Raw genomic sequence first — 25,650 nt, 5'->3', positions numbered from 1 at the left:
GATTGTTTACATTCTCATTCCAATTTCGGATTAATAAAATTAATCCGAAATTGAGGTTTATAGGAGCAATTATGAATTTTCATGATATACGTATGCCAAAATTTATTGAAACTTTTGCTGTTGGCAGACCAGAATTTGCTACTTCTTGTGCTATGACATTATCGGGCAGAGAAGTAAGAAATTTAGATAGAGAATATGCTAAACAAAAATATTTGATTAAAAATTGTCGTCTGAGTAGTCTCGAATTTGAACAGTTTAGTTCTTTCTTTAGAGCAAGAAGAGGAGGGAATTTTGCCTTCCGCTTTAGAGATAATGTCGATTATCAAGTATCAAGGCAAATTATTGGTAAAGGTGATGGGGAATTAACTCAATTCCAACTGGTTAAACTATATGAAGACCCAATTTTGCCCTATGCTAGGACAATTAGTAAACTGGTATTTGGTAGTGGAGAATTCTATGTTAATAATATTAATACAGAGGTTGAAGTTGACTATAATACCGGATTAATAACCCTACCAAGACCATTAGATAAGGGGCAAATTTTAATAGGTAATTTCACTTTTGATGTAGCTGTGCGATTTGCTAGTGATAGTTTTGAATATTTTTATTGTCCCACTTTGGGAGAAAAACCCCGCACTTGCAGTGCGTCGTTTCAACATAAATTTTAAATATCTTATCAAGAAAAGATAAGAATGAATCATACAGATATTTTTTAACAAAATCTTACACTTCACAGATATATTCTTTTTGTGTTGTGACACTTTCTAAATGAGCCACAAATAGTTTCTAACTTTTAAGTTAGTACATACATGAGGCATTCATGCCGTAATATTAAGCTCTGCACTTGCAGTGCAGAGTGGTTAACTCTTCTGACGGGTCAATAGAATTATCTCCCATAGAATTATTGGAGGTTATATGACAATAGCAGAAAATATTGATAATCCCATAGCTGAATTACAAGGGTTTACTTATTGTTTCCATATCACGTTACAGGATGGTTTTGAGTTGTATCTTACCGAGTCTGATAGATATTTATCAATTGATACTGTAATATTTGTTCCGAATTCTGGAGTAACTTTAAAGGAAGGAGGATTTAATGATTCTGCCCAAAATTACATTATCTTAGAAGGAGTTTTTGAGAATGGGGGAGTAAAGCAACATTATGATTTAACACAGGCTATAGTCAAGATATATGTTTGTTTTGCTAATTCTTGTAGGCATTTTGTTACTTATCGTTGCATCACTTATACTAAAAGAGATTTAGATTTTACTTTACGTTTAGAGCCAAATATAGATGTATATAAGAAACTGGACTGATTTTTCAAGACAAATTTTTCACTAATTTTGTTTCCCATTTTACATAATTTTTAAGCTGCATTTTGTAAGTAATCAAGATACACGTTCATCGGTTTTTTATAACCAATACTTGAATGGAATCTTTGATTGTTATATTTATCCATGTATTTATCAATACCATCTTTAAGTTCTGCGATATTTTTAAAATCATTTATAAATATACAATTATATTTTAAAGTTCTAAAAAATCTTTCAATCACAATATTATCAATGCTTCTACCCTTACCGTTCATTGAGATTTGTATATTATTCTCTTTTAGAATTCCCGTATGCTCATGTCCAGTATATTGACTACCCTGATCACTATTGAATATTTGTGGTGCAGGGTATTTATTCAGTGCATCTTTTAATACATCGGTTACAAGTGATGCATCCATAGAATTAGATACTTTATAACTTAGTATTGCCTTACTATGCCAATCTATAATCGCCACAAGATACATAAATCCTCCGTTAGTTCTAATATAAGTAATGTCACCACTCCACACTTGATTAACATAAGGTACATGAATAGTTCTATTCGTTCCTGATTTGTGCCAGTACGGCTCAAGCAAATAGCTATAAATTTTATGTTGACCATCCTTCACAGAAGTAGATTGCTTTTTATGAGGATGAATAGCTTCTATACCCATTATTCCCATATATTTAAGCACCCTATCTCTGCCCACATTAAAGCCGTCTTCCAATAATTGTTTGTATATATAACGATAACCATACTCAGGGTTATCCGTATATATTTCATCTATTCTATTTAAAATATCAAGATTATATAAGCTCATTACTTTAGCTTTATAATATACTCCAGATCTGCTTATCTTTAATAGTTCACATTGCCTTGTCTTTGCTAACGTACTCAGCTTGGGGTCGACAAGACTTTTCTTATTTGATAAGTCCAAGCTGTTTAGCTTTCCCACCGCCCAGTCCCTCTCGACTGTAGCCTTACCTAATGCTTTTGCAAGTTCATCGTTTTGATTCTTAAGTTCACTAATCTGCCCTTTGTACTCACTAACAGCTTTTGCTGGCTCAAATGCCAATGACGCATTATCTAAAAATTGTCGTTTCCAGTTTTGCATAGTTTTAGCCGTTACTTCATATTTGACCGATAACTGACCTATTGTTGATTCTTCTTTTAACATCTCTAATACTATTTTAGTTTTTGCTTCTGCACTAAAATTTTTAATTTGTTTTTTACCCATTTGTTTCTCTTTAATTTTATTTATTATTCTATACTTATTGAGAAACAAAAATACCTGCTTCTTTGTCTAATTTTTTCAGTCCATTATATAATCAATCGTTACTGCAATCTTTTAGTAAAAATTGTCGTGCTAATTTTGGTGATTTGAAATGCAAAATAGATAAAACAGTTTATAGTCAGATATATAATATTAAGGAAATGTTTGGTAGAACTATAATTATCTCAAACCTTGATAAAGAAAATGGTTATTTCAATTACGGGGATGCTACTTTAGTTGATGATCAAGCTGATGTTCAGTTTTATAGTAAAATCCTTAGTCATTCTGAGAATTTAATTACACTGGATAAAACAATTCCCGATAGTATGAAGCATAGTAAAATTGTTTTACTTACTGTAGGTTGTGATAAAAAATTTACAACTTGTTGCAATAAGTTCAACAATGCAGTAAATTTCAGAGGAGAGCCATTGATTCCTGATGATAACTTTATCAAAGTGATTTAGGAAACCGAATATACTCAGGTAGAACTTCAAGAATTGCCGTTCCCACGACCAATAGACTTACTGCATAAATCAAAGATAGTTGAGGGATTTTTAGGAGAAACGAAGCCGAGCACCGCAGCGTACACAGACGTACGTGAGGAGCGGAGGCGAGTTTCGACGACAAAATCACCAACTAGATTGACTTATGCAGTAAGTCTAATAGTTAATGACAATTACTAGAACCTGTACCCATCCCTACTGTAGTGTTATAGCCACAATCTACATAATGTATTTCACCAGTAACTCCTTCTGCTAAGTTACTCAGTAAATATAATGCAGACCCTGCAACATCACGCTGAGAAGTGTTTCTGCGTAACGGCGATGCAGCTTCATGGAGAGCTAACATAGTTTTGAAATCATTAATACCACTAGATGCTAGAGTTTTTATAGGCCCAGCTGATATGGCATTTACTCGGATGTTATTTGATCCCATATCAGTTGCAAGATATTTTACACTAGATTCTAACGCAGCTTTAGCAGGCCCCATGACATTATAATTAGGAACTACTTTTTGTGAGCCATAATAAGTTAGGGTAAGGATACTACCACCGTCTTTCATCAAAGGTTCTGCACGTTTTGCCAAGGCAATTAGAGAATAACATGATATATTCATGGTATTAAGAAAGTTAGACAATGAGGTATCTATATATCTGCCTTTTAATTCATTCCTGTCAGAGAAACCTATAGAATGAACCAAAAAATCGAGTTTCCCCCACTTTTGCTCAATAATTTTAAACAAATTATCAAGTGATTCTTCATCTGTTACATCACATGGAACAACGAAATCACACTTAATTTCTTCAGCAAGTGGTATAACGCGTTTCTCAAGCACTTCTCCTTGATAGGTAAGGGCTAAGTTTGCACCATGTTCTTTGGCAATTTGAGCAATAGCCCAAGATATTGATAAATTATTAGCGACACCTGTAATTAATCCTTTCTTACCATCAAGCAAAGCAGTGACTTTAACTTGCATACATATTCCTTATTTTTATTGTCCCACTTTGGGAGAAAAACCCCGCACTTGCAGTGCGTCGTTTCAACATAAATTTTAAATATCTTATCAAGAAAAGATAAGATATTTTTTAACAAAATCTTACACTTCACAGATATATTTTTTTGTGTTGTGACACTTTCTAAATGAGCCATACACAAATAGTTTCTAACTTTTAAGTTAGTACATACATGAGGCATTCATGCCGTAATATTAAGCTCTGCACTTGCAGTGCAGAGTGGTTAACTAAAACCTTGCCCAAACAATAGCATGATGTATATTTTTGTAAACAATTTTTATCAAAGTAACATTAATGTTCTCATCCAAAATATTCACCCTGATTTCAGGTATGATTAGTGGTTTAGTTTTTGCTCCAATTTTCTTTATACCTGGATTATTTGCCTTGGCACTGCTATGTTATCAAGTACAAATTGCTAATAGCTGGAAAGAAGCCTCTATATTAGGCTTTATATTTGGTTTTGGGCATTTTTTAGTCAATATGTACTGGATTAGTATAGGAGTTACTGTATATATTGATGAATTTTGGTGGGCAGTACCACTGGCATTATTTGGCTTTCCAATTATTCTAGCTTGTTTTATTTCTGTAACCTGCGGTCTAGGGTTTTTAGCAAAGAATCATGGTTTGTATCAGTTTATCTTTTGCCTTTATTGGGTATTTTTTGAATGGGTAAGATCATGGATATTTACCGGATTACCTTGGAATTTGCTTGGATACGCTTTTTCATTTTCTGATACTCTTATCCAACCTTCTAGTATTATAGGAGTATATGGTTTAAGTTTTATTGTAGTATATATATCAACAAGTTTTTATCACCTATTTACTAAACGATATAATCTACTAAAAATATCATTAGCAAATTCATTGCTAATAATGTCTCTGATAACTTCCTATGGTTTATTAAGGCTGCATAACAACCCTACCAGTTTCTCAAATGTAAAAGTTCGATTAGTTCAGCCGAGTATCCCACAAACTGCTAAATGGGATGTTGAAGAATTTTGGAAAAATTTAAATCTTCATATCACATTGTCTAAAGAGCCGGGCGACGTAGACCTAATTATATGGTCAGAAGCCGCTATGGTAGTACCGTATGATTATAAACCGATCAAAGTGAAACTATCAAAAATGTTGGAAAGGAAAAAAGCAATTTTAATTACTGGTGGTATAACAAATAATGGTAAAAAACGGGATAATTTTGAGATTTACACGAGCTTATACGCTTTAACAAAAGAAGGGGATAAATTATTTGAATATCATAAGTCTCATTTAGTACCATTTGGTGAATATATGCCTCTTAAATGGATATTACCATTGAAGAAATTAACCCCTGGGTTGTTAGATTATACTGAAGGGAGCAGACAACTCGTTAGTCTTAATAAACCTAATATAATCATAAAACCGCTTATTTGTTATGAAGCGATCTTTCCAAACCTTGTTCAAACGAGTAATAAACTTTCAGATGTGATTATTAATGTCACTAACGATACATGGTATGGAAATTCCTCTGGTCCATACCAACATTTACAGATTAGTCGTATGCGTAGTATAGAGAATGGTCTTCCTATGCTTAGAACGGCTAATAATGGTATATCTGCCATAATAGATCCAGTAGGCAGAATTATTCAACAACGAGCTCTCAATGAAGTAGGTTATATAGATAGTTTATTACCAAATAAGCTAGAATATGAAACTTTATACTCCCAATTTGGGGATATAAGTGCTTTATTAGCAATAATATTTATCCTAATTAGCTATATGTATGGACCGGTTCTGTTGCATATGTTGGACAATAGAAAAAAGATTGATATAATGATCTAAAAAAGATGTTAAGATGTTTCGTATTACTGCAAGATTATTATCATATTTCAAAGGATTTTGTTCTTCACCCGAAATAATAATGTTATTTGTCTATATGAAATGCCGATTTTCTTTAAGTTATCGAGATTTGGAAGAAATGATGAGTATAAGGGGAGCAAAAATTGATCACTCTACATTACAAAGATGGGTTATAAAATTTGTACCATTGATAGATCAGGTGGTTAGAAAAAGAAAGAAGCCAGTTGGTAGTAGTTGGAGAATGGATGAGACTTATATTAAATTAAACGGTAAATGGGTTTATTTATATAGAGCACTAGATAGTCTTGGTAATACTGTAGACTTTCTGCTACGTAAGCATAGAGACAAGCCTGCAGCACTTGCATTTTTTCGTAAAGCCTTTAGAGAGAATAATTTTCCTGAGAAAGTAGTAATTGATAAAAGCGGTAGTAATACGGCTGCTCTTAATGATTTGAATACAGAAGTTCCTAAAGATTATAAAATTAAGGTTATTCAGACCAAATACCTGAATAATCTTGTAGAACAAGATCATAGGTTTATCAAAAAACGTACAAAGCCAATGCTTGGTTTTAAGAGTTTTCATTCTGCAGAAATGACTATTACCGGTATAGAAAATATTCGTATGATGCAAAAAAGACAAATAATTGGAGCTAATGATAATCTTTCTACTTTTGAGAATTTTGCTATGTTAATGGCATCATAATGTCCAAAACCTTAGTTTTAACAATCTTGATGTAGTATGATTTATAGATGCGACAAAACCCTTGAATTAGTTATTTCCGACAGCCTCCTAGGCTCTATTGATAAAATAATATAATTATTGTATAGTAAATTCCTAAGGTACTAAATTAGGAAAATATTATGAATCAAAATCAACAAGTGAAAGTAATAGGTAGTAACGGTCAACTATCGCTTGGCAAAGTATTTGCAGGACAAATGGTATTAATCGAACAATTAGATAATGGCACATGGATCATTAAGACAGGAAAATTTGTTCCAACCTCAGAAAAATGGTTATCTCAAGGAGATACTTTAACTAAACTAGATAAAGCATTATCGTGGGCAGAAAGAAATAAACCAAAAGATAACTTACAAGAAATTGTTGAGAAAATTGAACATGTCTAAAATAAAAATAGATATGAATAATCTAGAGTTTCAAAAAGATTTGTTTGCTCTTGAAAAAAATAATCAATTAGCATTAATTAAAGTGTTAAAAAAAATAAGTCATTTAACTTGGGATGAGTTATATAGGAATCAAGGTTTAAAATGGGAAGTAATCGTGTCCAAAATAACTAAAAATAAGTATCAGATTTACTCTTTTAGGTTTTTACAAAAATGTCGAGCATTGGCTCTAAGAGAAGGATCTTACTTACGTTTACTAACTTTACATACAGATCATGATAGTGCTTATGAATAATTCCCAAAGTATACTTGGAAAAAAATAAAACATCCAAGGCATTGAAAAATAACGGTGAAAATTAAGAAAAAAATGAAAATTAATATTAGTGCTAGCATTTTTATTGCTATAATTATGATATTACTTAGTCAGGTATCTTTTGCTAACGTAGGTAGGATAAAAATTGTTACTAGCATAACTCCACTAGCAAGCATTATAGCGATGTTAGTGAAAGAGCAAGCAGAAATTGTTGCTATTGCCAATAACAATGATTGTCCACATCACTATAATTTGAGACCTAGCGATCTTAAAAAAGTCAAAGATGCAGATATTGTATTTTATATAGATGAGCAATTTGATGGCTTTGCTGGCAAATTAATGAATGGTCATAGTAAAAATGTCATTAAAATTAGTAATTTTAATAGGCTAAAAATTATTAGTAATGACTCCTATAGTAATTGGCATATTTGGCTTGATTTAGATAATGTAAAAATACTATTAGAACAATTGTCTCAGATATTAGTGGGACGATTTCCTGAGATTAGTTCAGCTGTTTACCAAAATTTTGAAGAGGCAAAAAAACAAATAGATGATCTTGCGAAAATCAAACATCAAAGATTAGCGTCTTTAACGGATGTGATCTTGCTTAGCGATAGTTTAGAATATTTTTTTGATAATAGCCAAAAAAGAGTTGCAAAATTATATAGCTCTGATCAAAAAAGCCTTAAATATATTAGTAATCTTGAGCATTTATTAAGCATGTCCCATAGTAAATGTTTATTGCTAAGTCTCGATCAAGATGTTGCTCTTTATAAAAATTTTAAAGTAGAAGTAGTGGCAATTGAAAGTGAGAATTGGCAAGTGACTAACATCAATAGTGATTTATTTTATAATCAATATTTAAAAATAATTAATCAAATGTCTAAATGTTTAAATTACTAAACCCTTATTTTTTTAGTAAGTTAGTACGAACCATGCTACCATTATTGCTAGTTGCAATGTTGGTAACAATGGGGGTGGGGTTATATCAAGCTTTGATAGTCTCACCGCCAGATTACCAACAAGGTGATATGGTCAGGATTATGTATGTTCATGTACCAGCTTCTTGGATGGCACTAGGGATTTACACATTCATAGCTATTTGTAGTTTGTCTAACCTAGTGTGGAAGACTAAAATGTCGTTCTTAATGGCAGTGGCCAGTAGCCCTATTGGTGCAGTTTTTTGCATGATTAGTATGGTGACGGGGGCATTATGGGGAAAGCCTATTTGGGGGACTTGGTGGGTTTGGGATGCTAGACTTACCTCAATATTCGTACTATTCTTGCTCTATTTAAGTTATATCGTAGTGGTGAATAGTGGTGATAGGATAAGCCGTACTGAAAAACCAGCTTCGGTGATTGCTCTGATTGGTTTTATCAATGTTCCTATAGTAAAATTTTCGGTAAATATTTGGTATAGTTTACACCAGCCAGCAAGTGTTTTAAGGCTGGGTAGTCCGACAATTGATAATTCTATGTTATTGCCCTTAGTGCTAATGTTGATAAGTGCTATACTGTATTTTTTATTAGTATTGGGTTTAAGAACTTGCGTTTTAATCACCAAGTTCAAGGAGTATAACAATTTATGACTTATGTTGTTACCGATGAATGCGTAAAATGTAAATATACTGATTGTGTAGAAGTATGTCCTGTCGATTGCTTCTATGAAGGGGAGTTAATGTTGGTAATTAATCCTGATGAATGTATTGATTGTGGAGTGTGTGAGATTGAGTGTCCGGTTAAAGCTATTAAGCCAGAGTCAGAACAGTTGATTGACTGGATAGAGAGAGCTAAATTTTTCTCAAGCATTTGGCCAAATATTGCCGTTAGAAAACCAGCCCTACCGGATGCAGATAAATATCGGGATGAGAAAAATAAGTTTGAAAAATATATGGAAGGGAGCTAATTTGAGATAAGAATTAACTAGTCCGTCCGCCAAAAATATTTAAAGCCCCCCATAATCTATGATTGAATAAAATTTTTACAAAAAAAATTCTAATATTTGCACTAAAATTAAAAAGTCCGTCCGCCAAAACCCAAAAAATACCACTTGTGGCACTAATTTCCAAAAACTGTATGATTTTAGACTAAATTAGTATGATTTCGAGAGCTAATTTCAAGTTTTTGTATCAAAAAACACCCTATTTCCCAAAACATACTCAATTTGCTCGTTACCATTTTTTTGTATTTCCATAAGCTTTTGATATAAAACCCTTCATTTTCTTATGGATTTTACTATTACTTTTTGTCTTAAAACCCCTTTGTCTATAAGGCTTGTAGAGTTTTGGCGGAGCGACTAAAAATTGTTTTCAATTTTATTGAAAAATTTCTGTTTTAGTAAAATTTTTACATGAGCTTATTGTTAACGATTTTTTTTAATCGTTTAGCAAGTTTTTTAATGATAATTTTTTTATGTAGAGTTAGGCATGATGTGTAAATGATTGGCAATACATCGTAAATTCAAACCTATAGCAGAGATTATTGGATTGATCACATCTCCTATCACACCCTTCAAGAAGTTTCTGCCCATCCTGCCATATTGTTTCAAATGCCCTATTATTGGTTCTATAGCACTGCGTCTCCTGATCATACACTTTTCTTCTTTCAATAACTTTTTCCGAGTTTTTGGGGTATATACCTTACTCTTCTCTTTAACATTGCTGCCAGTATAACCAAGATCAACAAACGATTTTTTTATCTTTATTGTCCCACTTTGGGAGAAAAACCCCGCACTTGCAGTGCGTCGTTTCAACATAAATTTTAAATATCTTATCAAGAAAAGATAAGATAAGATATTTTTTTAACAAAATCTTACACTTCACAGATATATTCTTTTTGTGTTGTGACACTTTTTAAATGAACCATACACAAATAGTTTCTAACTTTTAAGTTAGTACATACATGAGGCATTCATGCCGTAATATTAAGCTCTGCACTTGCAGTGCAGAGTGGTTAACTGTCCCACTTTGGGAGAAAAACCCCGCACTTGCAGTGCGTCGTTTCAACATAAATTTTAAATATCTTATCAAGAAAAGATAAGAATGAATCATACAGATATTTTTTAACAAAATCTTACACTTCACAGATATATTCTTTTTGTGTTGTGACACTTTCTAAATGAGCCATACACAAATAGTTTCTAACTTTTAAGTTAGTACATACATTAGGCATTCATGCCGTAATATTAAGCTCTGCACTTGCAGTGCAGAGTGGTTAACTATTTTCTGCCATTAAACCCTATTATCTATAAGACTTATAGAGTTTTGCCGGACAGACTAACTAATTCTTATCCCAAATTGGGAGGATTTGTGTTTTTTACGTTTTCAAGAGCTTTTTTAATTACCCTATTTAATCCAGTTCTTGTATAGCTAGACACTAAAAAAATTTCCTCACTAGTAATTTTTTGCAATTCTATAATTTTGTCTTTAATTTCTTCTTCTAACAAAACATCGCACTTATTCAAACAAATTATTTCAAGCTTATTTTTTAATAAGCTCGAATATGATTCAAGCTCGTTCCTAATAGTTCTATAATCAGCAATCAAATTATCACTTGTTGCTGATATCAAATGAATCAATAAATTACATCTCTCAATATGTTTTAGGAACTTATCACCGAGTCCATGTCCTAAGTGAGCCCCTTCTATTAAACCTGGGATATCAGCCATCACAAATTCTTCATCATCTACATAAACCACACCAAGATTAGGGCTTAGTGTGGTAAATGGATAATCAGCAATTTTAGGTTTTGCTGATGTCGTGGTTGCAAGAAAAGTCGATTTTCCTGCATTAGGTAGACCTATAAGACCAACATCTGAAAGTAGTTTGAGTTGTAAATTTACCCACATCTCTTCTCCAACAACACCTTCAGTCCTACGCCGTGGAGCTTGATTGGTAGATGACTTAAAATGGCTATTACCAAGCCCGCCTTTGCCTCCCTTAAGAATTTCAAAAGTTTGTTCATCAGAAGTGAAATCATATAGTAGAACATCGCCATGTTCTGAGAATATTTGTGTTCCTACTGGTACTTCTAAGAGTAAAGCAGGTTTAGACTTCCCACTACGGTTTGAGCCTTTACCATTCTCACCATTTTCTGCTTTAAAATGCAGTTTATGCCTAAAATTTACTAAAGTATTAAGATGAGAATTGCACTTAAAAATAATGCTACCACCACGACCACCATCACCGCCATCAGGTCCACCCATATCAATATATTTTTCTCGATGAAAACTAATCACCCCATCACCACCATCACCGGCTTTTAAGTATATTTTAGCTTCATCGATAAAATTCATAATATATTATTGTAAGTTATAAACTTGATATTTATAGTCAATTGATGAGAATTTGGTGACTGAGTACACCTTGGCATCAGTATACCATAATATGGCTGTCATGTAAAACACTCCTTTGTCTATATCCAATCAGGGCAGTTTAAAAATTCCAACTTTAAGTTGAGAATAATTTAAATAACCTATGTCTATAATTGTTAAAATTTTCTCTAGTTTCAGTAATTTTGTTTGAAAATAGAGCTATTATAGAAAGAGTTGTTGTCCTCAATAATGACATTATTAACGGAGCTTCTCCAATACTAATAGTTGACTTATCTTCTTCAAAAACCTTATCTTTTATCCAGTTTAAATTATTTTCGCATGACCAATGACTTCCGTTAAATTTTAACAATTCTTTTGGACTAGACTTTTTCTCTAAGCTAGTAATCATTAATACATTCTCTGTTTCTACAGCTATTAGCCTTGTTCTTCTTTTCTCTTTTTTGGGTAATTTTTCATATTTGCTTGATATGCCATTTAAATATCCAAATGGCATATCAATTATCTTGACCCTTTAAATCTTTAGACTGATACCCCATATCAGCCCACATTTGTTTAATAGTAAAGGAGGTATTAAATGTTAAATACAATGAAATTTGTGGTCGGAGCAGAGAGATTTGAACTCCCGACCCTTTGGTCCCAAACCAAATGCGCTACCAGGCTGCGCCATGCTCCGAAAAATAAATGATGAAGATTAACAATAAAGTGTTAATGGATTCATATTGCCTAATTATATAAACTATAATATAAGTCAAATCAATTTTTTTATTTTAAAATTTCATCATATTTATTAAATGTCTTCATTACATGCATCAATATTAACCATATTTCCAGAAATGTTCCCTGGATTTTTGCAATATTCCCTTGCAGGGCAAGCCTTAGAAAAGGGTATATGGTCTTATAATGTGGTTAATATAAAAGATTTTGGATTAACTCGGCATAAAAATGTTGATGATGAGCCTTATGGTGGTGGTAACGGACTGATAATGCGTCCAGATGTGGTGGGTAGTTGTATAGATCATGTTTTGTCTTCAAATCCTAATGCCAAAATATATTATCCCTCACCAAGAGGAAAGCTATTTAACCAAAATATTGCTCGTGAAATTATACAAGAAAAGCAAATAATAATTTTATGTGGTCGCTTTGAAGGGGTTGACGAACGTGTAATTGAAGAGTATAATATGACGGAAATTAGTATAGGGGATTATATTTTATCTGGTGGTGAGGTGGCAGCTCTTGCTATTCTTGATTGCTTGATTAGATTACTTCCGAATGTATTACTGAATCAAGACACATTGCAATCAGAATCTTTTGAGGAAAATGGAGAGTTCGCTGGATTGCTTGAATGTCCTCTATATACGAGACCGGCAAAGTGGAAAAATAGAGAAGTTCCGAGTATTTTGTTGTCTGGTAATCATCAATTAATTAAAGATTGGAAAAGCAAGCAATCTTTAGAGATTACTAAAAAACGTAGGTCGGATTTATTGTCCCACTTTGGGAGAAAAACCCCGCACTTGCAGTGCGTCGTTTCAACATAAATTTTAAATATCTTATCAAGAAAAGATAAGAATGAATCATACAGATATTTTTTAACAAAATCTTACACTTCACAGATATATTCTTTTTGTGTTGTGACACTTTCTAAATGAGCCATACACAAATAGTTTCTAACTTTTAAGTTAGTACATACATTAGGCATTCATGCCGTAATATTAAGCTCTGCACTTGCAGTGCAGAGTGGTTAACTGTCCCACTTTGGGAGAAAAACCCCGCACTTGCAGTGCGTCGTTTCAACATAAATTTTAAATATCTTATCAAGAAAAGATAAGATATTTTTTAACAAAATCTTACACTTCACAGATATATTCTTTTTGTGTTGTGACACTTTCTAAATGAGCCATACACAAATAGTTTCTAACTTTTAAGTTAGTACATACATGAGGCATTCATGCCGTAATATTAAGCTCTGCACTTGCAGTGCAGAGTGGTTAACTAAATATTTATAGGAGTTTAAGGTAATGAATATTATTGAAGAGTTTGAACAACAGCAAATTCTAAAACTAACGGAAAATAAAAAGATTCCTGACTTTAAAGCAGGGGATACTGTAAAGGTTACTGTAAAAATAATTGATCGAGCAGTTGAAAAAGATGGTAAGGAAAAATTACTAGAAAGATTTCAAATGTATGAAGGTGTAGTAATTGCTAGAAGAAATAGTGGTGTTGCATCTTCTTTTGTAGTTCGTAAGGTCAGTCATGGTGAAGGTGTAGAAAGACGATTTATGATTTTCTCACCAATTGTACATTCGATTGAAGTTGTTAAATATGGTGTAGTACGTCGTGCTAAACTATATTATTTAAGAAATCTAAGTGGTAAAGCAGCTAGAATTAAAGAAAAACTTCAAGTAAATCCTAATAAAGTAATTAAGAAAAAGGTGGTTGCTTAAGAGGGAAGGGGGCTAAGGATGTAGAAACTCTTTAGCTGCCTTCAAACTCGCATCGGTAATAGATTTGCCTGAGATCATGCGAGCAAGTTCGACCTGCCTCTCTTGAAGATTTAGATTTTTTATAGTAATTTTAGTACTTTCATTCAATTGTAGCTTGTTAACGACAATATGCTGATCTGCCTTACCTGCCACTTGCGGTTGGTGAGTAACTGCGATAACTTGGGCAATAGAGCTAAGCTTTTTTAGTTTTTCTCCTACTTTATCGGCTACGATACCGCCAATTCCCGTATCTATTTCATCAAAAATAATAGTTTCCTTAAGTAGTTTATCAAAAAGACAAGTTTTTAGTGCTAACATAAATCTTGATAATTCACCACCAGAAGCAATTGTATCAATAGGAGCAAGTTGTATACCAGGGTTAGTTGAGGCAACGAAACGCACATTATCGATACCATTATCTGATACCCTACATAACATTACTTGAGAAGTATCCCTGTCTTCCAAAAAGTGTTTATTGTCAGTTTGGTTTGCAATATTATCCTTAGGTACTATTTCTACTTTAAAAATTGCCTTTTCCATTTTAAGTTGTTCAAGCTCTTTTTGCATAGCTAATTCTAGGTTCTTGGCTATTTTAGAACGCTGATGCGATAAAGTTTCAGCTAGTTCAAAATATTTTTTATGACCAGCTAGCTTATTAATATCTAGGATTTTAACGTTATTAATTTTATCCTTCAGGGCATTTAGTTGTTGGTTAGAATTGTCAACAAATTCAGGTATTTTATCGCAAGAAATATTATATTTTCGTGCTATGTCACGAATTTTAAACAGCCTTTCTTCCACTTCATCTAAGTTAAATTCATTTGTATCGAAGTTATTAATAATGTTTTGTAATTTTATACGTGCTTCTTCTAGACTATTATAACAATCATCTAAATTTAATGAAATAGAGGCAAATTCTTCATTTTCCTGTAAGTTACGGGCTATTAAATGTTGAACATTAGTAATGGACTTATTAATTTCAGGAGTTTCAAGATGTGATAATACCAATTGCAATAATTAACACGGTGTATTTATCCAGTCTCTATACATAATTGATTTTACTAAATCTACATTATGAGCAAGTTGATTCCAAGCGTAACAAGCCATAGTGACGATATCTTCATATACACCATAACATTGGTTAGACAAGTAATGATTCTTGATCCATTCCCAAACTTGTTCCATTGCATTAAGTTCCGGTGCATAGGGCGGAAGCGGTATCAAAGTGATATTGCTTGGCACAGTTAGTTTTTTGGCTGTGTGCCAACCTGCATTATCCGTTAGTAAAGCTATATGTCGGTTGCCTTGAATACTGCGAGAAAGGTCTTCTAAGAATTTATTCATTGCCTGTGTGTTTGCATATGGTAAAATTAATGCAAAAGCTTCTCCTGTATCATGGCAAGCAGCTCCATAAATATATGTTGAAATGAATTGCTGTTGCCGAACTTTACGGGGTCTAGTGCCACGCTTAGCCCATATACGAGTTAAGCTACCTTGTTGCCCAACTCGAGTTTCATCTTGAGACCATATATCAACTTTACATCTATCGATATTTTTTGGTAATAATTCTGTTAACATATCTGGAAAGTTTTTTTATATGTATTTTGAGTCTCTTGATTTGACTTTGGATGCATTGAACGAGAAGTAATCCAGCTAAAACCAAGGCGGTGCATAGTATTGTAGACTGTTTTTAAAGCACATTTAGCACCATATTCCTCAAGTAACATGATATGTAACTCCTTTCCAGTTATATACCCACCAGTTTTACTTTCACTGAGCGTATTGATTTTATCAAAAAGAGCAGACTCTTGTATAGTGTTAATCTTGCTAGGGGCACCGCTGCTTTGTGATTCAAATAATCCTTCAAAACCATGATTCCTAAATCTTCTGAGCCATGATTGCACAGTTTTCCAGTGTGACTTCACTATTTCAGATATGGCTTTAAAAGATTTGCCTAATTGAAGGTGATACATCGCCAATAAACGTATACGATTTCGACCATGCGGCTCATGTTTCATCATTTTTATAAAATCATGACCTTCAAAACCTTGCGGTAATATTAACCTAGCTATTTGATTACCTTTTATCAGTTAAAAAACCATTTTATAACACTGCGTTAATTATTGCAATTGGTATAATATATCTTGAGTTACTTGTATTTCTTTATCACGATTTTGTAAACTGCGTCTTATAGTGGTAAGTTTTTCTTCTTCTCCTACTTGATAATCAAGAGTTTTTAATTCTTTGGTTACAAAATTTAAATAATCTATCTCTTGTTCTATAGCATCTTTATCTTTTATGACTTTATTGTCCCACTTTGGGAGAAAAACCCCGCACTTGCAGTGCGTCGTTTCAACATAAATTTTAAATATCTTATCAAGAAAAGATAAGATATTTTTTAACAAAATCTTACACTTCACAGATATATTCTTTTTGTGTTGTGACACTTTCTAAATGAGCCATACACAAATAGTTTCTAACTTTTAAGTTAGTACATACATGAGGCATTCATGCCGTAATATTAAGCTCTGCACTTGCAGTGCAGAGTGGTTAACTTGGTCCCTTTGGAAAGTTGTTAATAAACGGTTGACAATATTTATACCAGTTACTATCCGGATAGTTGTGACCAAGTACTGCAGCATATTTCTTTGCTTCAATGTTAAGTCCCAACATTAAATAACTTTCCACTAAACGATAAAGTGCTTCTGGTATATGTGATGTAGTTTGGTAATTATCCACAATAAGCTGAAATCTATTGATAGCAGCTATCGGGTTATTTCTACTGAGATAATAACGACCTACATCCATTTCCTTACCGGCTAAATGATCATTTACTAAATCAATTTTTAAAGATGCATCAATTGAATATTTTGTTTTAGGGAAAAGTTTTATAACATCTTCAAAACTTTCTTTAGCTAAAAGGGTTCTTGATTGATCAAGCTGTACATTTGAGATTTGCATATAATACGATAATGCCTTTAGGTAATACGCATATGCAATATCTTCATGCATTGGATGAAGCTTAATAAAAGTATCAAGTACATCTACCGCTTCCTCATACTGACATGCTAAAAATAAAGAATAGGCTTGCATTAACTCAGCTTGAGGAGTCATTTTATTACCAGGATCTTGATAAAAAATTCTAGAAAATTCCTCGGCAGCTTTCAAATATTTTTGTTTTTCCAGTAAAACAATGCCATTATTGTATAATTCAGGAGCTGGAACAATTAAATCTTCATCTATCTTCTTAGTTTTACAGCTAGATAAAGCTAAGCAGGTAGTGATGGTATAAAATAATAATTTTGTTAATTTCATATAGAGCTTACAAGTTTTTTTAAATTTAATCTCTTAATTATATAGGATTTTACTATATTATATCGAACTCAGGTTACAATATTAAAAATGTGTAGAAAACTTTAGATGGAAAAGTTGCTTTTCATCATAAGGTTTCTTTTTAATTGGCCAAGCCCAATCCATTCTGATAGGGGCAAAGCGAGTAACCCATATAAAACCCACCCCAACAGAAGCACGAAGTGATTTATCATTATAAAAACTATCAGATTTATAAATACTTTTAGAATTTAATCCTACACCCCAAAGACTACCAGCATCCATAAAAACAGCTCCAGTTAAATTAAAATCTTCTAGTAAACCAGTTGGAAAGTTGAGTTCTGTTGAAAATGTATAATATTTTTCTCCGCCAAGACCTTCATTTGTTGTTTTTTCTCTAGAACCTATTCCACTAGCAGCAAATCCTCTAAGGCTATAATCACCCAAATTAAACCGATCAGAAATTCTTACAGTTTTACCTCCTACACCCATAATATCACCGACACTACTTGAAAGTTTTAAAGTGAATTTATTATTGATAAAAGATTTAAAATATTTACCGTCTAGTTCATGTTTTAAATATTTATTATTACCCCCAACACCAGCAAATTCCTGAGTGCCGCTAATAACATAACCATTTTTAGGAATAATACTACTATCAAGCTGATCATAAGTGATAGTATGTCCGATGGCTGATGTGATGAATTTTCCCATCTGTTCAGTTAAGAATATAGAGCTTGAATTACCTGGAGAGCTTAATACATCTCTCTTAAGAGTATAGTCAATTTCATGTCTTAAGTCTTCCGCAATATCATAACCAAGAGAAGGTTTGAGTCCTATAGATTTTAACGTATAATTTTGTTCTCCTTGTGAAAGAAATGAAGTCCCACGACCGCTATAATTATTGAAAACATTAAAACCTAGCGATACATCTTTATCAAGAAAATGAGGTTCGGTTATGCCAGCATAGTAACTAACACTCTTTCTTCCTACTTGTACTCCAGCATGTAACACTTTTCCAGTACCAATTAAATTACGTTCCAAAAATGATATACGTCCAAATGGTCCTCCCGCTGTGTTATAGCCAGCATCAAAACTAATTGAAGATGTTGATTTTTCCTCAACGTCAATATTAATATCATATTTGTCTTTTCGTGTTGTTGGTGTAACGCTAATAAGTACTTTTTCAAAATAATCCAAATTACGTAGATTCTGATGACCTTTTTCTATATAAGAACGGTTAAATATATCTCCTTCAGAAATTTTAAATTCTCGTCTAATAACTTTATCTTCAGTTTTTAGATTATTCATAATATTAATTTGATTAATAAATACTTTTTCTGCCTTATCTATAACAAATTTAATATCAGCAGTATTATCAGGGTTTTTACCACTTGTATCCGGATAAACACTAATTCCTGGATAACCTTTACTTGCAAAATGTGAAGAGATTTTATTTGCTATTTTATTTAAACTATTAATATTAAATGTATCACCCGACTTAACATTAATATATTTTTTAATTTCATTTATATCAATATTAGGTAATTTATTGTCAATAGTAATGTTGCCAAAATTATATTTTGCCCCTTCTTCAATAGAGTAAGTAATGGTAAAATATTCTTTGGTTGGATTGAGTTCTGCTGTAACAGAAATAACACGAAAATCGGCAAATCCTACTGACTGATAGAATTCCTTTAACAATTCTTTATCATACTCTAGGCGGTCTGGATCGTAGATATCATTTGTTTCTAAAAAGTTAAACCATTTTGACTGTTTTGTTAGGATAACAGATTGTAGTTCTGTACTACGGTAATTATTATTTCCACTGAAATAGATTTTTTTAACAGTTGTTTTAGGTCCTTCTGCAATATCAAAAGTAACTTTTACTCTGTCATTCTCAAGTCTCTCAATTTTTGGCGTTACGGTTGTAGAAAAACGACCTGAACGTTTGTATATCTCTTTAATTTTTTCCACATCTAATTGGATTTTAGCTGGACTCATTGATTCACCAGACATGGTAAGCAATTCTTTTGATAATGAGGATGTTTTGATTTTAGAATTACCTGTAAACACTACTTTAGTAATAAACGGAGTTTCTGATACAGTAACTATCAAATTACCACCATTGCCTAGTGTAATACTTATATTGTCAAACAAAGACGTTGAGTAAAGGTTTTTGATTGCTTCATCTCCTTTGGATGTATTATATTCTTCTCCTACTTGAAGCTTTAAGTAATTTTCAATAGTCGATTTTTCGATTATTTTATTACCTTGAATAGTTATTTTTTTAATATACTCAGCCGATAAAGCTGATGTATTATATAAAACAGTTGTTGCCAAAATAGCTAGTTTAATAGTTGATTTGAAGTTTGTTTTCACAAGAACCTTCTTTTGTTTGGTTTTATAAGTCATACTAAAATTTAAAATACTAAGTTTTTTATATCATTTGACAAGGAAATTACAATAAGAAAAATAATTATCCCCATACCTAATCTTAGTATAGCATTTTTTATTGCCCCACTAAGTGTTTTTCCAAAAATTGTTTGATATATTATGAACATTAAATGTCCACCATCTAGAACTGGAATCGGTAGCAAATTAAGTAGACCTAGATTAATTGATATCATGGCAACAAATAGGGCAAAATTTGCTACCCCTTGTTCTAAAGATTTTCCTGATTCCTTGGCAATGGTAATTGGTCCACCAATTTCATTTAACGATCTTGTTCCCATTAGCATTTGTCCAAAGTGTCTTAAAATTAAACCTGAGATATAAACAACATCTACAGAACCTTGATATATACTTTGGAAAATATTCATTTTAATGTAAATAGGTTCATTCTTAGCAATAACTCCTATATAAGGTCTTTTTATCTCAGGTTGATTATCCAGTTTTTGACTAATCTCTTTTGGAGTTATAACAATATCAATAATCTCATCATGCCTTTCAACTAAAAAATTGATGGGTTTAGTTCCGCTCATGAATATATTTCTCTGTAAATCGACAAAACTATCAATTTTATTAGTACCAATCATAATAACTTTATCATTTTCTCTAAGCCCAGCTAATTCAGCAGGTGAATTGACCGCTACTTCACCAATTATAGGAGGTATTTCTACTTGACCATGAGAAAAATAAATAGTTGTGAATATGAGAATGGCTAACAAATAATTAGCTATAGGTCCAGCAGCTATAATTAAGAATTGAACCCAAAGAGGCTTGCTAAGAAAAGTGAGTGGTCTATTATCCTGAGTATTTTTAAGTGTTGCAGGGTCAAATCCATAAATTTTAACGTAACCACCGAAGGGTAGGGTGCAAATTTGCCATTTTACGCCATCTTTGTCTATTTTAGAGAAGAGTTCCTTACCAAAACCTATCGAGAATTCTTCAACCTTTACTCCAAATATTTTAGCTATGTAATAATGACCAAACTCATGAATAAAGACTAATAAGCTGATTGTTAGAATAAATCCGAATATTGATAACATACAACTCATTATTTTTTAAAGAGGTTTACTAAGTTATGCTTTTTTGCTATAGCTAATAAATTAAATACCAATACATCAAAGTTTTTATGACCTCAACCAAGATTAGTACCAAAACCATAGCACGTATTGCTGCGGTACAGGCAATTTATCAGTATAAACCGGAGAGTCCTGATCAAAACATAGATCGGATCATGCAACAAATTGTTCAATTCTATCAAGATGAACGAGTAGCTAATGATTTAAACAAACCAATAAAAGTGAAGTTAAGTATAAGTTATTTTGAATTATTAGTAAAGTCTGTAATTCTAAATTTACCTCAAATTGATAAGATGATATCAAGGCATTTGACATCGGAATGGCAAATTACTAGCTTACCTGTTCTGCTTCTTGCTCTTTTGCGTGTGGCAATTTGTGAATTACAATTTTTTCCAAATGTTCCAAGTAAAGTGGTAATTAATGAATTCACCGATATTACAAGTGATATGTTGAATGAAAATGAGGTTGGTTTTGTTAATTCTGTATTGGATAGAATTGCTAAAAAATCTAGCGAGATCATGTGTCATGACATCTAATATATTAGGATTTAGAGGTAAATTTGTTGCCGTTAAAACTGCAAAAAAGCGTAAAAATTCGTCAAAACAGTGGCTTGCACGGCAATTAAACGATCCATATGTTTCTAAAGCAAAGCTTGATGGTTATAGATCTAGATCAGCTTATAAGTTGCTGGAAATCCATGAAAAATTTAATCTGTTAAAACCAGGGATGAAATTAGTCGATTTAGGTGCTGCACCAGGTGGATGGAGTCAAGTGGCTAGCAGAATTATTAAATCTGATGAGTCACGTGGTAATAATAGCGTGATAATTGCAGTTGATTTACTTGACATCGAACCAATTATTGGTGTACATTGCTTACAAAAAGACTTCTATGCTGAAGATACTAAAGAGATTATTATAAAGATGCTCGATGGTAGTGCTGATGTGGTAATGAGTGATATGGCTGCGAACACGACGGGTCATGCAACAACTGACCATATTCGGACTCTTGACTTATGTGAGCATGCGATTGACTTTGCCTTAAAAATTTTAAGACCGGGTGGACATTTTATTGCTAAAATTTTTCGAGGTGGTACGGAGAATAATGTGCTAAACAGAGTTAAACTTAATTTTCATAAGGTCAAGCATTTTAAACCATCTTCTAGTCGTAAAGAGTCAGTAGAGGTTTATTTAATTGCTTTAAATAAGAAATCTGAAGACAGTTAAGGAAAAACTTGATTATCGAGTAAAATGGATAAAATTTCATGACCATAAGTTTTTCATTTTATTAAAAAAACTAGCATCATCCTCATCTTTGTCGCTTGTAAATTCTTTATCCAGCAATTCTAGTAATTCTTTTTGTTTTTTATTAAGATTCTTTGGTATCTCAATATGTATGTGAGCAAACATATCACCTCTAATGCTTGATCTAACCTTAGACATACCTTTGCCTTTTAGCCTAAGTTGTTCGCCATTTTGTGTGCCAGCGGGTATTTGTAATTTTACCTTACCGCCTTCTATATCGGGAACTTCTACTTCTCCACCTAAAACAGCTTTAATAAAGCTAATTGGTAGTCTGCAATGCAAATTAATTCCATCAACTTTATAGAGGTCATGCGGTTTAATAGTAACAAAAATATACAAATCTCCGTTATTTCCTCCTCGCACTCCGGCATCTCCTTCACCAGTAAGCCTTATTCTAGTACCTTCTTCAATACCAGCTGGAATATTTACTAATAAATTTCTATGTTGTGAGTAACGCCCCTGACCATGACATTTTTTGCATGGATTTTTAATTATTTTTCCTGCACCTTGGCATTTTGCACAAGTTTGTTCTAATGTAAAGAAGCCTTGTTGTCTTCTAGTAACCCCTTGTCCTGCACAAGCGTCACATTTGGTCATTCCGGCATTACTTTCTGACCCGTTGCCGTTACATGTTTGGCATTTTACTTCACTGGTAAAACTAATATTTTTGTCGATACCACGAAATGCTTCTTGCAAAGTAACTGTGATATCATATTTTAGATCTGAACCTCTAATATTAGTTGATGGTCGTTGTCTTCTTGTCCCGCTGCCCATAAAATCATTAAAAAACTCACCAAATATATCATTTATATCAGGTCCACTATTGTTATGTCTTCCAGCTGACGATGCTCCACCTGAATTCTGAAAGGCATCATGTCCAAAACGATCATAGGCAGCTCTTTTTTGTTCATCTTTTAGGATATCATAAGCACTGCTTATTTCCTTGAACTTTTTTTCTGCTTGTTTATCCTGTGTATTACGGTCAGGATGATATTGCATCGCCAATTTATGATAAGCTTTTTTTAGCTCTTCCTGGGTAGCAGTTTTACTAACCCCAAGTATTTGGTAATAATCTTTTGTCGACATAATTAAGTATATCTTATTTTAAATTTTCCTTTTAGCTAACTCGAATAGCGTTACTCGTCATTGCGAGGAACCACTTTAGCGGCGACTAAGCAATCTACATTCATTAGTAGACTTACTGCACATAAGTCAATCTAGTTGGTGATTTTGTCGTCGAAACTCGCCTCCGCTCCTCACGTACGTCTGTGTACGCGAAGGTAGCCGGCTTCGTTTCTCCTAAAAATCCCTCAACTATCTTTGATTTATGCAGCAAGTCTAGTAATTACTTATTGCTTACATCCTCGTAATTAGCATCAACTACTTTATCGTCATTACTTGCTTCAGATTCCGCATTATTATCGTCGCCTGACGAAGATTTATACATAGCTTCTCCTATTTTCATACTACTAGCCATCAGAGTGTCAGTTTTTGCTTTAATTTCTTCAAGATTATCTGACTCTAAAGCTGCTTTTAACTCTGTTATGCTATTTTCTACTTCTTGTTTATCACTAGCTGATATTTTACTATCGTGTTCTTTTAGAGTTTTTTCAGTTGAATAAATTAAGCTATCAGCACTATTTCTAGCCTCAATTAATTCACGACGCTTTTTATCATCCTCAGCGTTTTTCTCAGCATCTTTTACCATTTGTTCAATTTCTGTATCACTAAGACCTCCAGAAGCTTGAATAGTTACTTTTTGTTCCTTACCACTAGCTTTATCCTTGGCAGAAACATGAACTATACCATTAACGTCTATATCAAAAGTTACTTCAATTTGTGGTAATCCTCGTGGTGCAGGCGGAATGCCATCAAGATTAAATTGACCAAGTATCTTATTATCAGATGCCATTTCCCGTTCACCTTGGAATACCCTAATCGTTACAGCATGCTGATTATCATCAGCAGTAGAGAATACCTGACTCTTTTTAGTCGGAATAGTAGTATTACGATCAATCAGCCTAGTAAATACCCCACCAAGAGTTTCAATACCTAAAGATAAAGGGGTGACATCTAGCAATAATATATCAGTAACTTCTTTATTTAACACTCCTCCCTGAATAGCAGCACCTAGAGCCACGACTTCATCAGGGTTAACTCCTCTATGTGGTTCACGACCAAAGAATTCCTTTACTTTCTCAATAACTTTTGGCATTCTAGTCATACCACCAACAAGTACTACTTCTTGAATATCCGAAGCTTTTAGCCCAGCATCTTTTAAAGCTTTCTTACATGGTTCTATTGTATCATCAATTAACGTTGCCACTAAGGATTCTAATTTCGCCCTAGTAAATTTTATATTTAAATGCTTAGGACCCGAGCTATCAGCCGTAATATATGGCAAATTAACATCAGTTTGAGCTACAGAGGATAATTCTTTTTTAGCTTTTTCCGCAGCTTCCTTCAGACGTTGTAAAGCTAAAGGATCTTTGCGTAAATCCATACCACTTTCTTTCTTAAACTCATCAATTAAATAATCTAGAATTCTCGAATCAAAATCTTCTCCGCCAAGGAAAGTATTACCGTTGGTAGATTTAACTTCAAATACACCGTTACCTATCTCTAAAATTGATACATCGAACGTACCACCACCAAGATCATAAACTGCAATTATTTTGCTCTCAGCTTTATCAAAACCATATGCTAAAGCGGCTGCTGTTGGTTCATTGATTATCCTTAATACTTCCAAACCAGCAATTTTACCAGCATCTTTGGTTGCTTGACGTTGTGCATCATTAAAATATGCCGGTACAGTAATGACTGCTTGTGTTACCTTCTCACCAAGATAATTCTCGGCTGTTTCTTTCATTTTCTGTAGAATATAAGCACTAATCTGACTAGGAGAATATTTTTCTCCTTTAACTTCAACCCAAGCATCGTTATTAGCAGCTTTTACTATCTTGTATGGTACAAGATATTGGTCTTTTTTTACCATAGGATCAGAGAAACCTCTACCTATCAATCTTTTAATACCATATAAAGTATTTTGTGGATTGGTTACAACCTGACGTTTTGCTGGATCGCCAATTAATTTTTCACCGTCATTACCAAATCCTACCATTGAAGGAGTAGTCCTAACTCCTTCAGCATTTGCTATAACTCTTGGTTCTTTTCCTTCCATTACCGCAACGCAAGAATTTGTTGTTCCTAAATCTATACCTATGATCTTTGCCATATACACTCCTAATCCCAATTTAATAAATCAACTTGATAAGTTTTGATATAGTGTCTTCTCGTCAATTTTAC

At 32.9% G+C, this 25,650-nt stretch carries 31 protein-coding genes, 1 tRNA gene and 1 pseudogene; 14 read left to right on the top strand and 19 right to left on the bottom strand.

Features of this window, described 5'->3' with window-relative positions; all coding sequences use genetic code 11:
- Positions 1–71: 71 nt before the first annotated feature.
- Complete coding sequence (locus tag AAHN00_RS03245) at positions 72–668, top strand: TIGR02217 family protein (protein WP_342272111.1); 597 nt, start codon at positions 72–74, stop codon at positions 666–668.
- Positions 669–915: 247 nt separating this feature from the next.
- A complete protein-coding gene (locus AAHN00_RS03240; protein ID WP_342272110.1) occupies positions 916–1,317 on the top strand; it encodes a hypothetical protein in 402 nt (133 codons plus the stop codon).
- A 50-nt stretch (positions 1,318–1,367) separates the two neighbouring features.
- Here the strand turns inward: AAHN00_RS03240 and AAHN00_RS03235 are convergent, their stop codons facing one another.
- Complete coding sequence (locus AAHN00_RS03235; RefSeq protein WP_342270912.1) at positions 1,368–2,552, bottom strand: IS3 family transposase; 1,185 nt, start codon at positions 2,550–2,552, stop codon at positions 1,368–1,370.
- Positions 2,553–2,614: 62 nt separating this feature from the next.
- Between AAHN00_RS03235 and AAHN00_RS03230 the strand changes: the two genes are divergently transcribed.
- A complete protein-coding gene (locus AAHN00_RS03230; protein WP_342272109.1) occupies positions 2,615–3,052 on the top strand; it encodes a DUF2163 domain-containing protein in 438 nt (145 codons plus the stop codon).
- Positions 3,053–3,254: 202 nt separating this feature from the next.
- Here the strand turns inward: AAHN00_RS03230 and AAHN00_RS03225 are convergent, their stop codons facing one another.
- Together AAHN00_RS03225 and AAHN00_RS03220 are read right to left on the bottom strand one after the other, a co-directional pair.
- Complete coding sequence (locus AAHN00_RS03225) at positions 3,255–4,064, bottom strand: enoyl-ACP reductase (RefSeq protein WP_342272108.1); 810 nt, start codon at positions 4,062–4,064, stop codon at positions 3,255–3,257.
- Positions 4,019–4,237 (bottom strand): hypothetical protein, encoded by a 219-nt coding sequence (locus AAHN00_RS03220; RefSeq protein ID WP_342272107.1) that lies wholly within the window; start codon positions 4,235–4,237, stop codon positions 4,019–4,021. The genes AAHN00_RS03225 and AAHN00_RS03220 overlap by 46 nt, the downstream gene beginning before the upstream one ends.
- Before the next feature lie 158 nt (positions 4,238–4,395).
- On the opposite strand from AAHN00_RS03220, the gene lnt reads away from it, so the two are divergent.
- The 7 genes from lnt (at position 4,396) to fdxA (ending at position 9,278) form a co-directional block, all read left to right on the top strand.
- Positions 4,396–5,919 carry an apolipoprotein N-acyltransferase gene (lnt, locus tag AAHN00_RS03215; RefSeq protein ID WP_342272106.1) on the top strand — a complete coding sequence of 508 codons (1,524 nt, stop codon included), beginning with the start codon at positions 4,396–4,398 and terminating at the stop codon, positions 5,917–5,919.
- A 13-nt stretch (positions 5,920–5,932) separates the two neighbouring features.
- Positions 5,933–6,640, top strand: a complete 708-nt coding sequence (locus tag AAHN00_RS03210) for an IS6 family transposase (RefSeq protein WP_342270905.1) — start codon at positions 5,933–5,935, stop codon at positions 6,638–6,640.
- Positions 6,641–6,798: 158 nt separating this feature from the next.
- Positions 6,799–7,062, top strand: a complete 264-nt coding sequence (locus AAHN00_RS03205; protein WP_341755757.1) for a hypothetical protein — start codon at positions 6,799–6,801, stop codon at positions 7,060–7,062.
- Positions 7,063–7,075: 13 nt separating this feature from the next.
- Positions 7,076–7,354 carry a hypothetical protein gene (locus AAHN00_RS03200; protein WP_342272105.1) on the top strand — a complete coding sequence of 93 codons (279 nt, stop codon included), beginning with the start codon at positions 7,076–7,078 and terminating at the stop codon, positions 7,352–7,354.
- 54 nt (positions 7,355–7,408) lie between these two features.
- On the top strand, positions 7,409–8,275 hold the full coding sequence (locus AAHN00_RS03195; protein ID WP_342272104.1) for a metal ABC transporter substrate-binding protein: 867 nt from the start codon (positions 7,409–7,411) through the stop codon (positions 8,273–8,275).
- On the top strand, positions 8,260–8,961 hold the full coding sequence (locus AAHN00_RS03190) for a heme ABC transporter permease (protein WP_342272103.1): 702 nt from the start codon (positions 8,260–8,262) through the stop codon (positions 8,959–8,961). Before AAHN00_RS03195 ends, AAHN00_RS03190 begins: the two co-directional genes overlap by 16 nt.
- The gene (gene fdxA, locus AAHN00_RS03185) at positions 8,958–9,278 is read left to right on the top strand and encodes a ferredoxin FdxA (RefSeq protein WP_341751859.1); all 321 of its coding nucleotides are present in this window, start codon (positions 8,958–8,960) and stop codon (positions 9,276–9,278) included. The genes AAHN00_RS03190 and fdxA overlap by 4 nt, the downstream gene beginning before the upstream one ends.
- Positions 9,279–9,782: 504 nt before the next feature.
- On the opposite strand, the gene AAHN00_RS03180 is transcribed toward fdxA, so the two are convergent.
- From AAHN00_RS03180 to AAHN00_RS03160, 5 genes are all read right to left on the bottom strand, one after another.
- Positions 9,783–10,148 carry a hypothetical protein gene (locus AAHN00_RS03180; protein ID WP_342272102.1) on the bottom strand — a complete coding sequence of 122 codons (366 nt, stop codon included), beginning with the start codon at positions 10,146–10,148 and terminating at the stop codon, positions 9,783–9,785.
- Positions 10,149–10,257: 109 nt separating this feature from the next.
- Positions 10,258–10,482 carry a hypothetical protein gene (locus tag AAHN00_RS03175; RefSeq protein WP_342272006.1) on the bottom strand — a complete coding sequence of 75 codons (225 nt, stop codon included), beginning with the start codon at positions 10,480–10,482 and terminating at the stop codon, positions 10,258–10,260.
- Positions 10,483–10,658: 176 nt separating this feature from the next.
- Entirely contained in the window at positions 10,659–11,666 is a 1,008-nt protein-coding gene (obgE, locus tag AAHN00_RS03170) for a GTPase ObgE (RefSeq protein ID WP_342272101.1), read from the bottom strand.
- Positions 11,667–11,820: 154 nt separating this feature from the next.
- The gene (locus AAHN00_RS03165) at positions 11,821–12,198 is read right to left on the bottom strand and encodes a hypothetical protein (RefSeq protein WP_342272100.1); all 378 of its coding nucleotides are present in this window, start codon (positions 12,196–12,198) and stop codon (positions 11,821–11,823) included.
- A gap of 103 nt (positions 12,199–12,301) precedes the next feature.
- Positions 12,302–12,378 (bottom strand) — tRNA-Pro (locus AAHN00_RS03160).
- 118 nt (positions 12,379–12,496) lie between these two features.
- On the opposite strand from AAHN00_RS03160, the gene trmD reads away from it, so the two are divergent.
- Entirely contained in the window at positions 12,497–13,240 is a 744-nt protein-coding gene (gene trmD / locus AAHN00_RS03155) for a tRNA (guanosine(37)-N1)-methyltransferase TrmD (RefSeq protein ID WP_342272099.1), read from the top strand.
- Here the strand turns inward: trmD and AAHN00_RS03150 are convergent.
- Positions 13,164–13,340, bottom strand: coding sequence for a hypothetical protein (locus AAHN00_RS03150; RefSeq protein ID WP_342272098.1), 177 nt, complete (start codon positions 13,338–13,340; stop codon positions 13,164–13,166). The two genes, trmD and AAHN00_RS03150, sit on opposite strands and share 77 nt — an antisense overlap.
- 103 nt (positions 13,341–13,443) lie before the next feature.
- Positions 13,444–13,587 (bottom strand): hypothetical protein, encoded by a 144-nt coding sequence (locus tag AAHN00_RS03145; RefSeq protein WP_342271733.1) that lies wholly within the window; start codon positions 13,585–13,587, stop codon positions 13,444–13,446.
- Between the two features lie 133 nt (positions 13,588–13,720).
- Between AAHN00_RS03145 and rplS the strand changes: the two genes are divergently transcribed.
- A complete protein-coding gene (rplS, locus tag AAHN00_RS03140; protein ID WP_342259594.1) occupies positions 13,721–14,146 on the top strand; it encodes a 50S ribosomal protein L19 in 426 nt (141 codons plus the stop codon).
- A 12-nt stretch (positions 14,147–14,158) separates the two neighbouring features.
- On the opposite strand, the pseudogene AAHN00_RS03135 reads toward rplS, so the two are convergent.
- The 7 genes and pseudogenes from AAHN00_RS03135 to rseP all read right to left on the bottom strand — a co-directional run.
- A pseudogene (locus AAHN00_RS03135) lies at positions 14,159–15,073 on the bottom strand (DNA repair protein RecN); the annotation flags it as partial.
- A 129-nt stretch (positions 15,074–15,202) separates the two neighbouring features.
- Positions 15,203–15,763 (bottom strand): IS630 family transposase, encoded by a 561-nt coding sequence (locus tag AAHN00_RS03130; RefSeq protein ID WP_342270961.1) that lies wholly within the window; start codon positions 15,761–15,763, stop codon positions 15,203–15,205.
- Positions 15,757–16,206 (bottom strand): helix-turn-helix domain-containing protein, encoded by a 450-nt coding sequence (locus tag AAHN00_RS03125; protein ID WP_342272096.1) that lies wholly within the window; start codon positions 16,204–16,206, stop codon positions 15,757–15,759. The genes AAHN00_RS03130 and AAHN00_RS03125 overlap by 7 nt, the downstream gene beginning before the upstream one ends.
- A 99-nt stretch (positions 16,207–16,305) precedes the next feature.
- Positions 16,306–16,632 carry a hypothetical protein gene (locus AAHN00_RS14990; protein WP_410521408.1) on the bottom strand — a complete coding sequence of 109 codons (327 nt, stop codon included), beginning with the start codon at positions 16,630–16,632 and terminating at the stop codon, positions 16,306–16,308.
- A 103-nt stretch (positions 16,633–16,735) separates the two neighbouring features.
- Positions 16,736–17,500 (bottom strand): outer membrane protein assembly factor BamD, encoded by a 765-nt coding sequence (locus tag AAHN00_RS03115; RefSeq protein ID WP_342272095.1) that lies wholly within the window; start codon positions 17,498–17,500, stop codon positions 16,736–16,738.
- Between the two features lie 81 nt (positions 17,501–17,581).
- Positions 17,582–19,930 (bottom strand): outer membrane protein assembly factor BamA, encoded by a 2,349-nt coding sequence (bamA, locus tag AAHN00_RS03110; protein ID WP_342272094.1) that lies wholly within the window; start codon positions 19,928–19,930, stop codon positions 17,582–17,584.
- A gap of 8 nt (positions 19,931–19,938) precedes the next feature.
- Entirely contained in the window at positions 19,939–21,006 is a 1,068-nt protein-coding gene (gene rseP, locus AAHN00_RS03105; protein ID WP_342272093.1) for an RIP metalloprotease RseP, read from the bottom strand.
- Positions 21,007–21,092: 86 nt separating this feature from the next.
- On the opposite strand from rseP, the gene nusB reads away from it, so the two are divergent.
- A complete protein-coding gene (nusB, locus tag AAHN00_RS03100) occupies positions 21,093–21,578 on the top strand; it encodes a transcription antitermination factor NusB (RefSeq protein WP_342272092.1) in 486 nt (161 codons plus the stop codon).
- Positions 21,568–22,266 (top strand): RlmE family RNA methyltransferase, encoded by a 699-nt coding sequence (locus AAHN00_RS03095; RefSeq protein WP_341751850.1) that lies wholly within the window; start codon positions 21,568–21,570, stop codon positions 22,264–22,266. The genes nusB and AAHN00_RS03095 overlap by 11 nt, the downstream gene beginning before the upstream one ends.
- A 36-nt stretch (positions 22,267–22,302) precedes the next feature.
- On the opposite strand, the gene dnaJ is transcribed toward AAHN00_RS03095, so the two are convergent.
- Together dnaJ and dnaK are read right to left on the bottom strand one after the other, a co-directional pair.
- Positions 22,303–23,430 carry a molecular chaperone DnaJ gene (gene dnaJ / locus AAHN00_RS03090; protein WP_342272091.1) on the bottom strand — a complete coding sequence of 376 codons (1,128 nt, stop codon included), beginning with the start codon at positions 23,428–23,430 and terminating at the stop codon, positions 22,303–22,305.
- A 259-nt stretch (positions 23,431–23,689) separates the two neighbouring features.
- Entirely contained in the window at positions 23,690–25,579 is a 1,890-nt protein-coding gene (gene dnaK / locus AAHN00_RS03085; RefSeq protein ID WP_342272090.1) for a molecular chaperone DnaK, read from the bottom strand.
- Positions 25,580–25,650: the final 71 nt, after the last annotated feature.

Source organism: Candidatus Tisiphia endosymbiont of Parasteatoda lunata (assembly GCF_964030955.1).
Lineage (GTDB): Bacteria > Pseudomonadota > Alphaproteobacteria > Rickettsiales > Rickettsiaceae > Tisiphia.
Note: the sequence above shows the minus strand (reverse complement) of the source record. Positions and strands in the feature narration are given on the sequence as shown.

What these genes read in the sequence shown, in the direction of transcription:
- AAHN00_RS03245 (WP_342272111.1), top strand. Translation starts at nt 72, where the DNA reads ATGAATTTTCATGATATACGTATGCCAAAATTTATTGAAACTTTTGCT.
- AAHN00_RS03240 (WP_342272110.1), top strand. Translation starts at nt 916, where the DNA reads ATGACAATAGCAGAAAATATTGATAATCCCATAGCTGAATTACAAGGG.
- AAHN00_RS03235 (WP_342270912.1), bottom strand. Translation starts at nt 2,552, where the DNA reads ATGGGTAAAAAACAAATTAAAAATTTTAGTGCAGAAGCAAAAACTAAA.
- AAHN00_RS03225 (WP_342272108.1), bottom strand. Translation starts at nt 4,064, where the DNA reads ATGCAAGTTAAAGTCACTGCTTTGCTTGATGGTAAGAAAGGATTAATT.
- AAHN00_RS03220 (WP_342272107.1), bottom strand. Translation starts at nt 4,237, where the DNA reads ATGGCTCATTTAGAAAGTGTCACAACACAAAAAAATATATCTGTGAAG.
- lnt (WP_342272106.1), top strand. Translation starts at nt 4,396, where the DNA reads ATGTTCTCATCCAAAATATTCACCCTGATTTCAGGTATGATTAGTGGT.
- AAHN00_RS03210 (WP_342270905.1), top strand. Translation starts at nt 5,933, where the DNA reads ATGTTTCGTATTACTGCAAGATTATTATCATATTTCAAAGGATTTTGT.
- AAHN00_RS03205 (WP_341755757.1), top strand. Translation starts at nt 6,799, where the DNA reads ATGAATCAAAATCAACAAGTGAAAGTAATAGGTAGTAACGGTCAACTA.
- AAHN00_RS03200 (WP_342272105.1), top strand. Translation starts at nt 7,076, where the DNA reads ATGAATAATCTAGAGTTTCAAAAAGATTTGTTTGCTCTTGAAAAAAAT.
- AAHN00_RS03190 (WP_342272103.1), top strand. Translation starts at nt 8,260, where the DNA reads ATGTTTAAATTACTAAACCCTTATTTTTTTAGTAAGTTAGTACGAACC.
- fdxA (WP_341751859.1), top strand. Translation starts at nt 8,958, where the DNA reads ATGACTTATGTTGTTACCGATGAATGCGTAAAATGTAAATATACTGAT.
- obgE (WP_342272101.1), bottom strand. Translation starts at nt 11,666, where the DNA reads ATGAATTTTATCGATGAAGCTAAAATATACTTAAAAGCCGGTGATGGT.
- AAHN00_RS03165 (WP_342272100.1), bottom strand. Translation starts at nt 12,198, where the DNA reads ATGCCATTTGGATATTTAAATGGCATATCAAGCAAATATGAAAAATTA.
- trmD (WP_342272099.1), top strand. Translation starts at nt 12,497, where the DNA reads ATGTCTTCATTACATGCATCAATATTAACCATATTTCCAGAAATGTTC.
- rplS (WP_342259594.1), top strand. Translation starts at nt 13,721, where the DNA reads ATGAATATTATTGAAGAGTTTGAACAACAGCAAATTCTAAAACTAACG.
- AAHN00_RS03130 (WP_342270961.1), bottom strand. Translation starts at nt 15,763, where the DNA reads ATGTTAACAGAATTATTACCAAAAAATATCGATAGATGTAAAGTTGAT.
- AAHN00_RS03125 (WP_342272096.1), bottom strand. Translation starts at nt 16,206, where the DNA reads ATGATGAAACATGAGCCGCATGGTCGAAATCGTATACGTTTATTGGCG.
- AAHN00_RS03115 (WP_342272095.1), bottom strand. Translation starts at nt 17,500, where the DNA reads ATGAAATTAACAAAATTATTATTTTATACCATCACTACCTGCTTAGCT.
- bamA (WP_342272094.1), bottom strand. Translation starts at nt 19,930, where the DNA reads ATGACTTATAAAACCAAACAAAAGAAGGTTCTTGTGAAAACAAACTTC.
- rseP (WP_342272093.1), bottom strand. Translation starts at nt 21,006, where the DNA reads ATGTTATCAATATTCGGATTTATTCTAACAATCAGCTTATTAGTCTTT.
- nusB (WP_342272092.1), top strand. Translation starts at nt 21,093, where the DNA reads ATGACCTCAACCAAGATTAGTACCAAAACCATAGCACGTATTGCTGCG.
- AAHN00_RS03095 (WP_341751850.1), top strand. Translation starts at nt 21,568, where the DNA reads ATGACATCTAATATATTAGGATTTAGAGGTAAATTTGTTGCCGTTAAA.
- dnaJ (WP_342272091.1), bottom strand. Translation starts at nt 23,430, where the DNA reads ATGTCGACAAAAGATTATTACCAAATACTTGGGGTTAGTAAAACTGCT.
- dnaK (WP_342272090.1), bottom strand. Translation starts at nt 25,579, where the DNA reads ATGGCAAAGATCATAGGTATAGATTTAGGAACAACAAATTCTTGCGTT.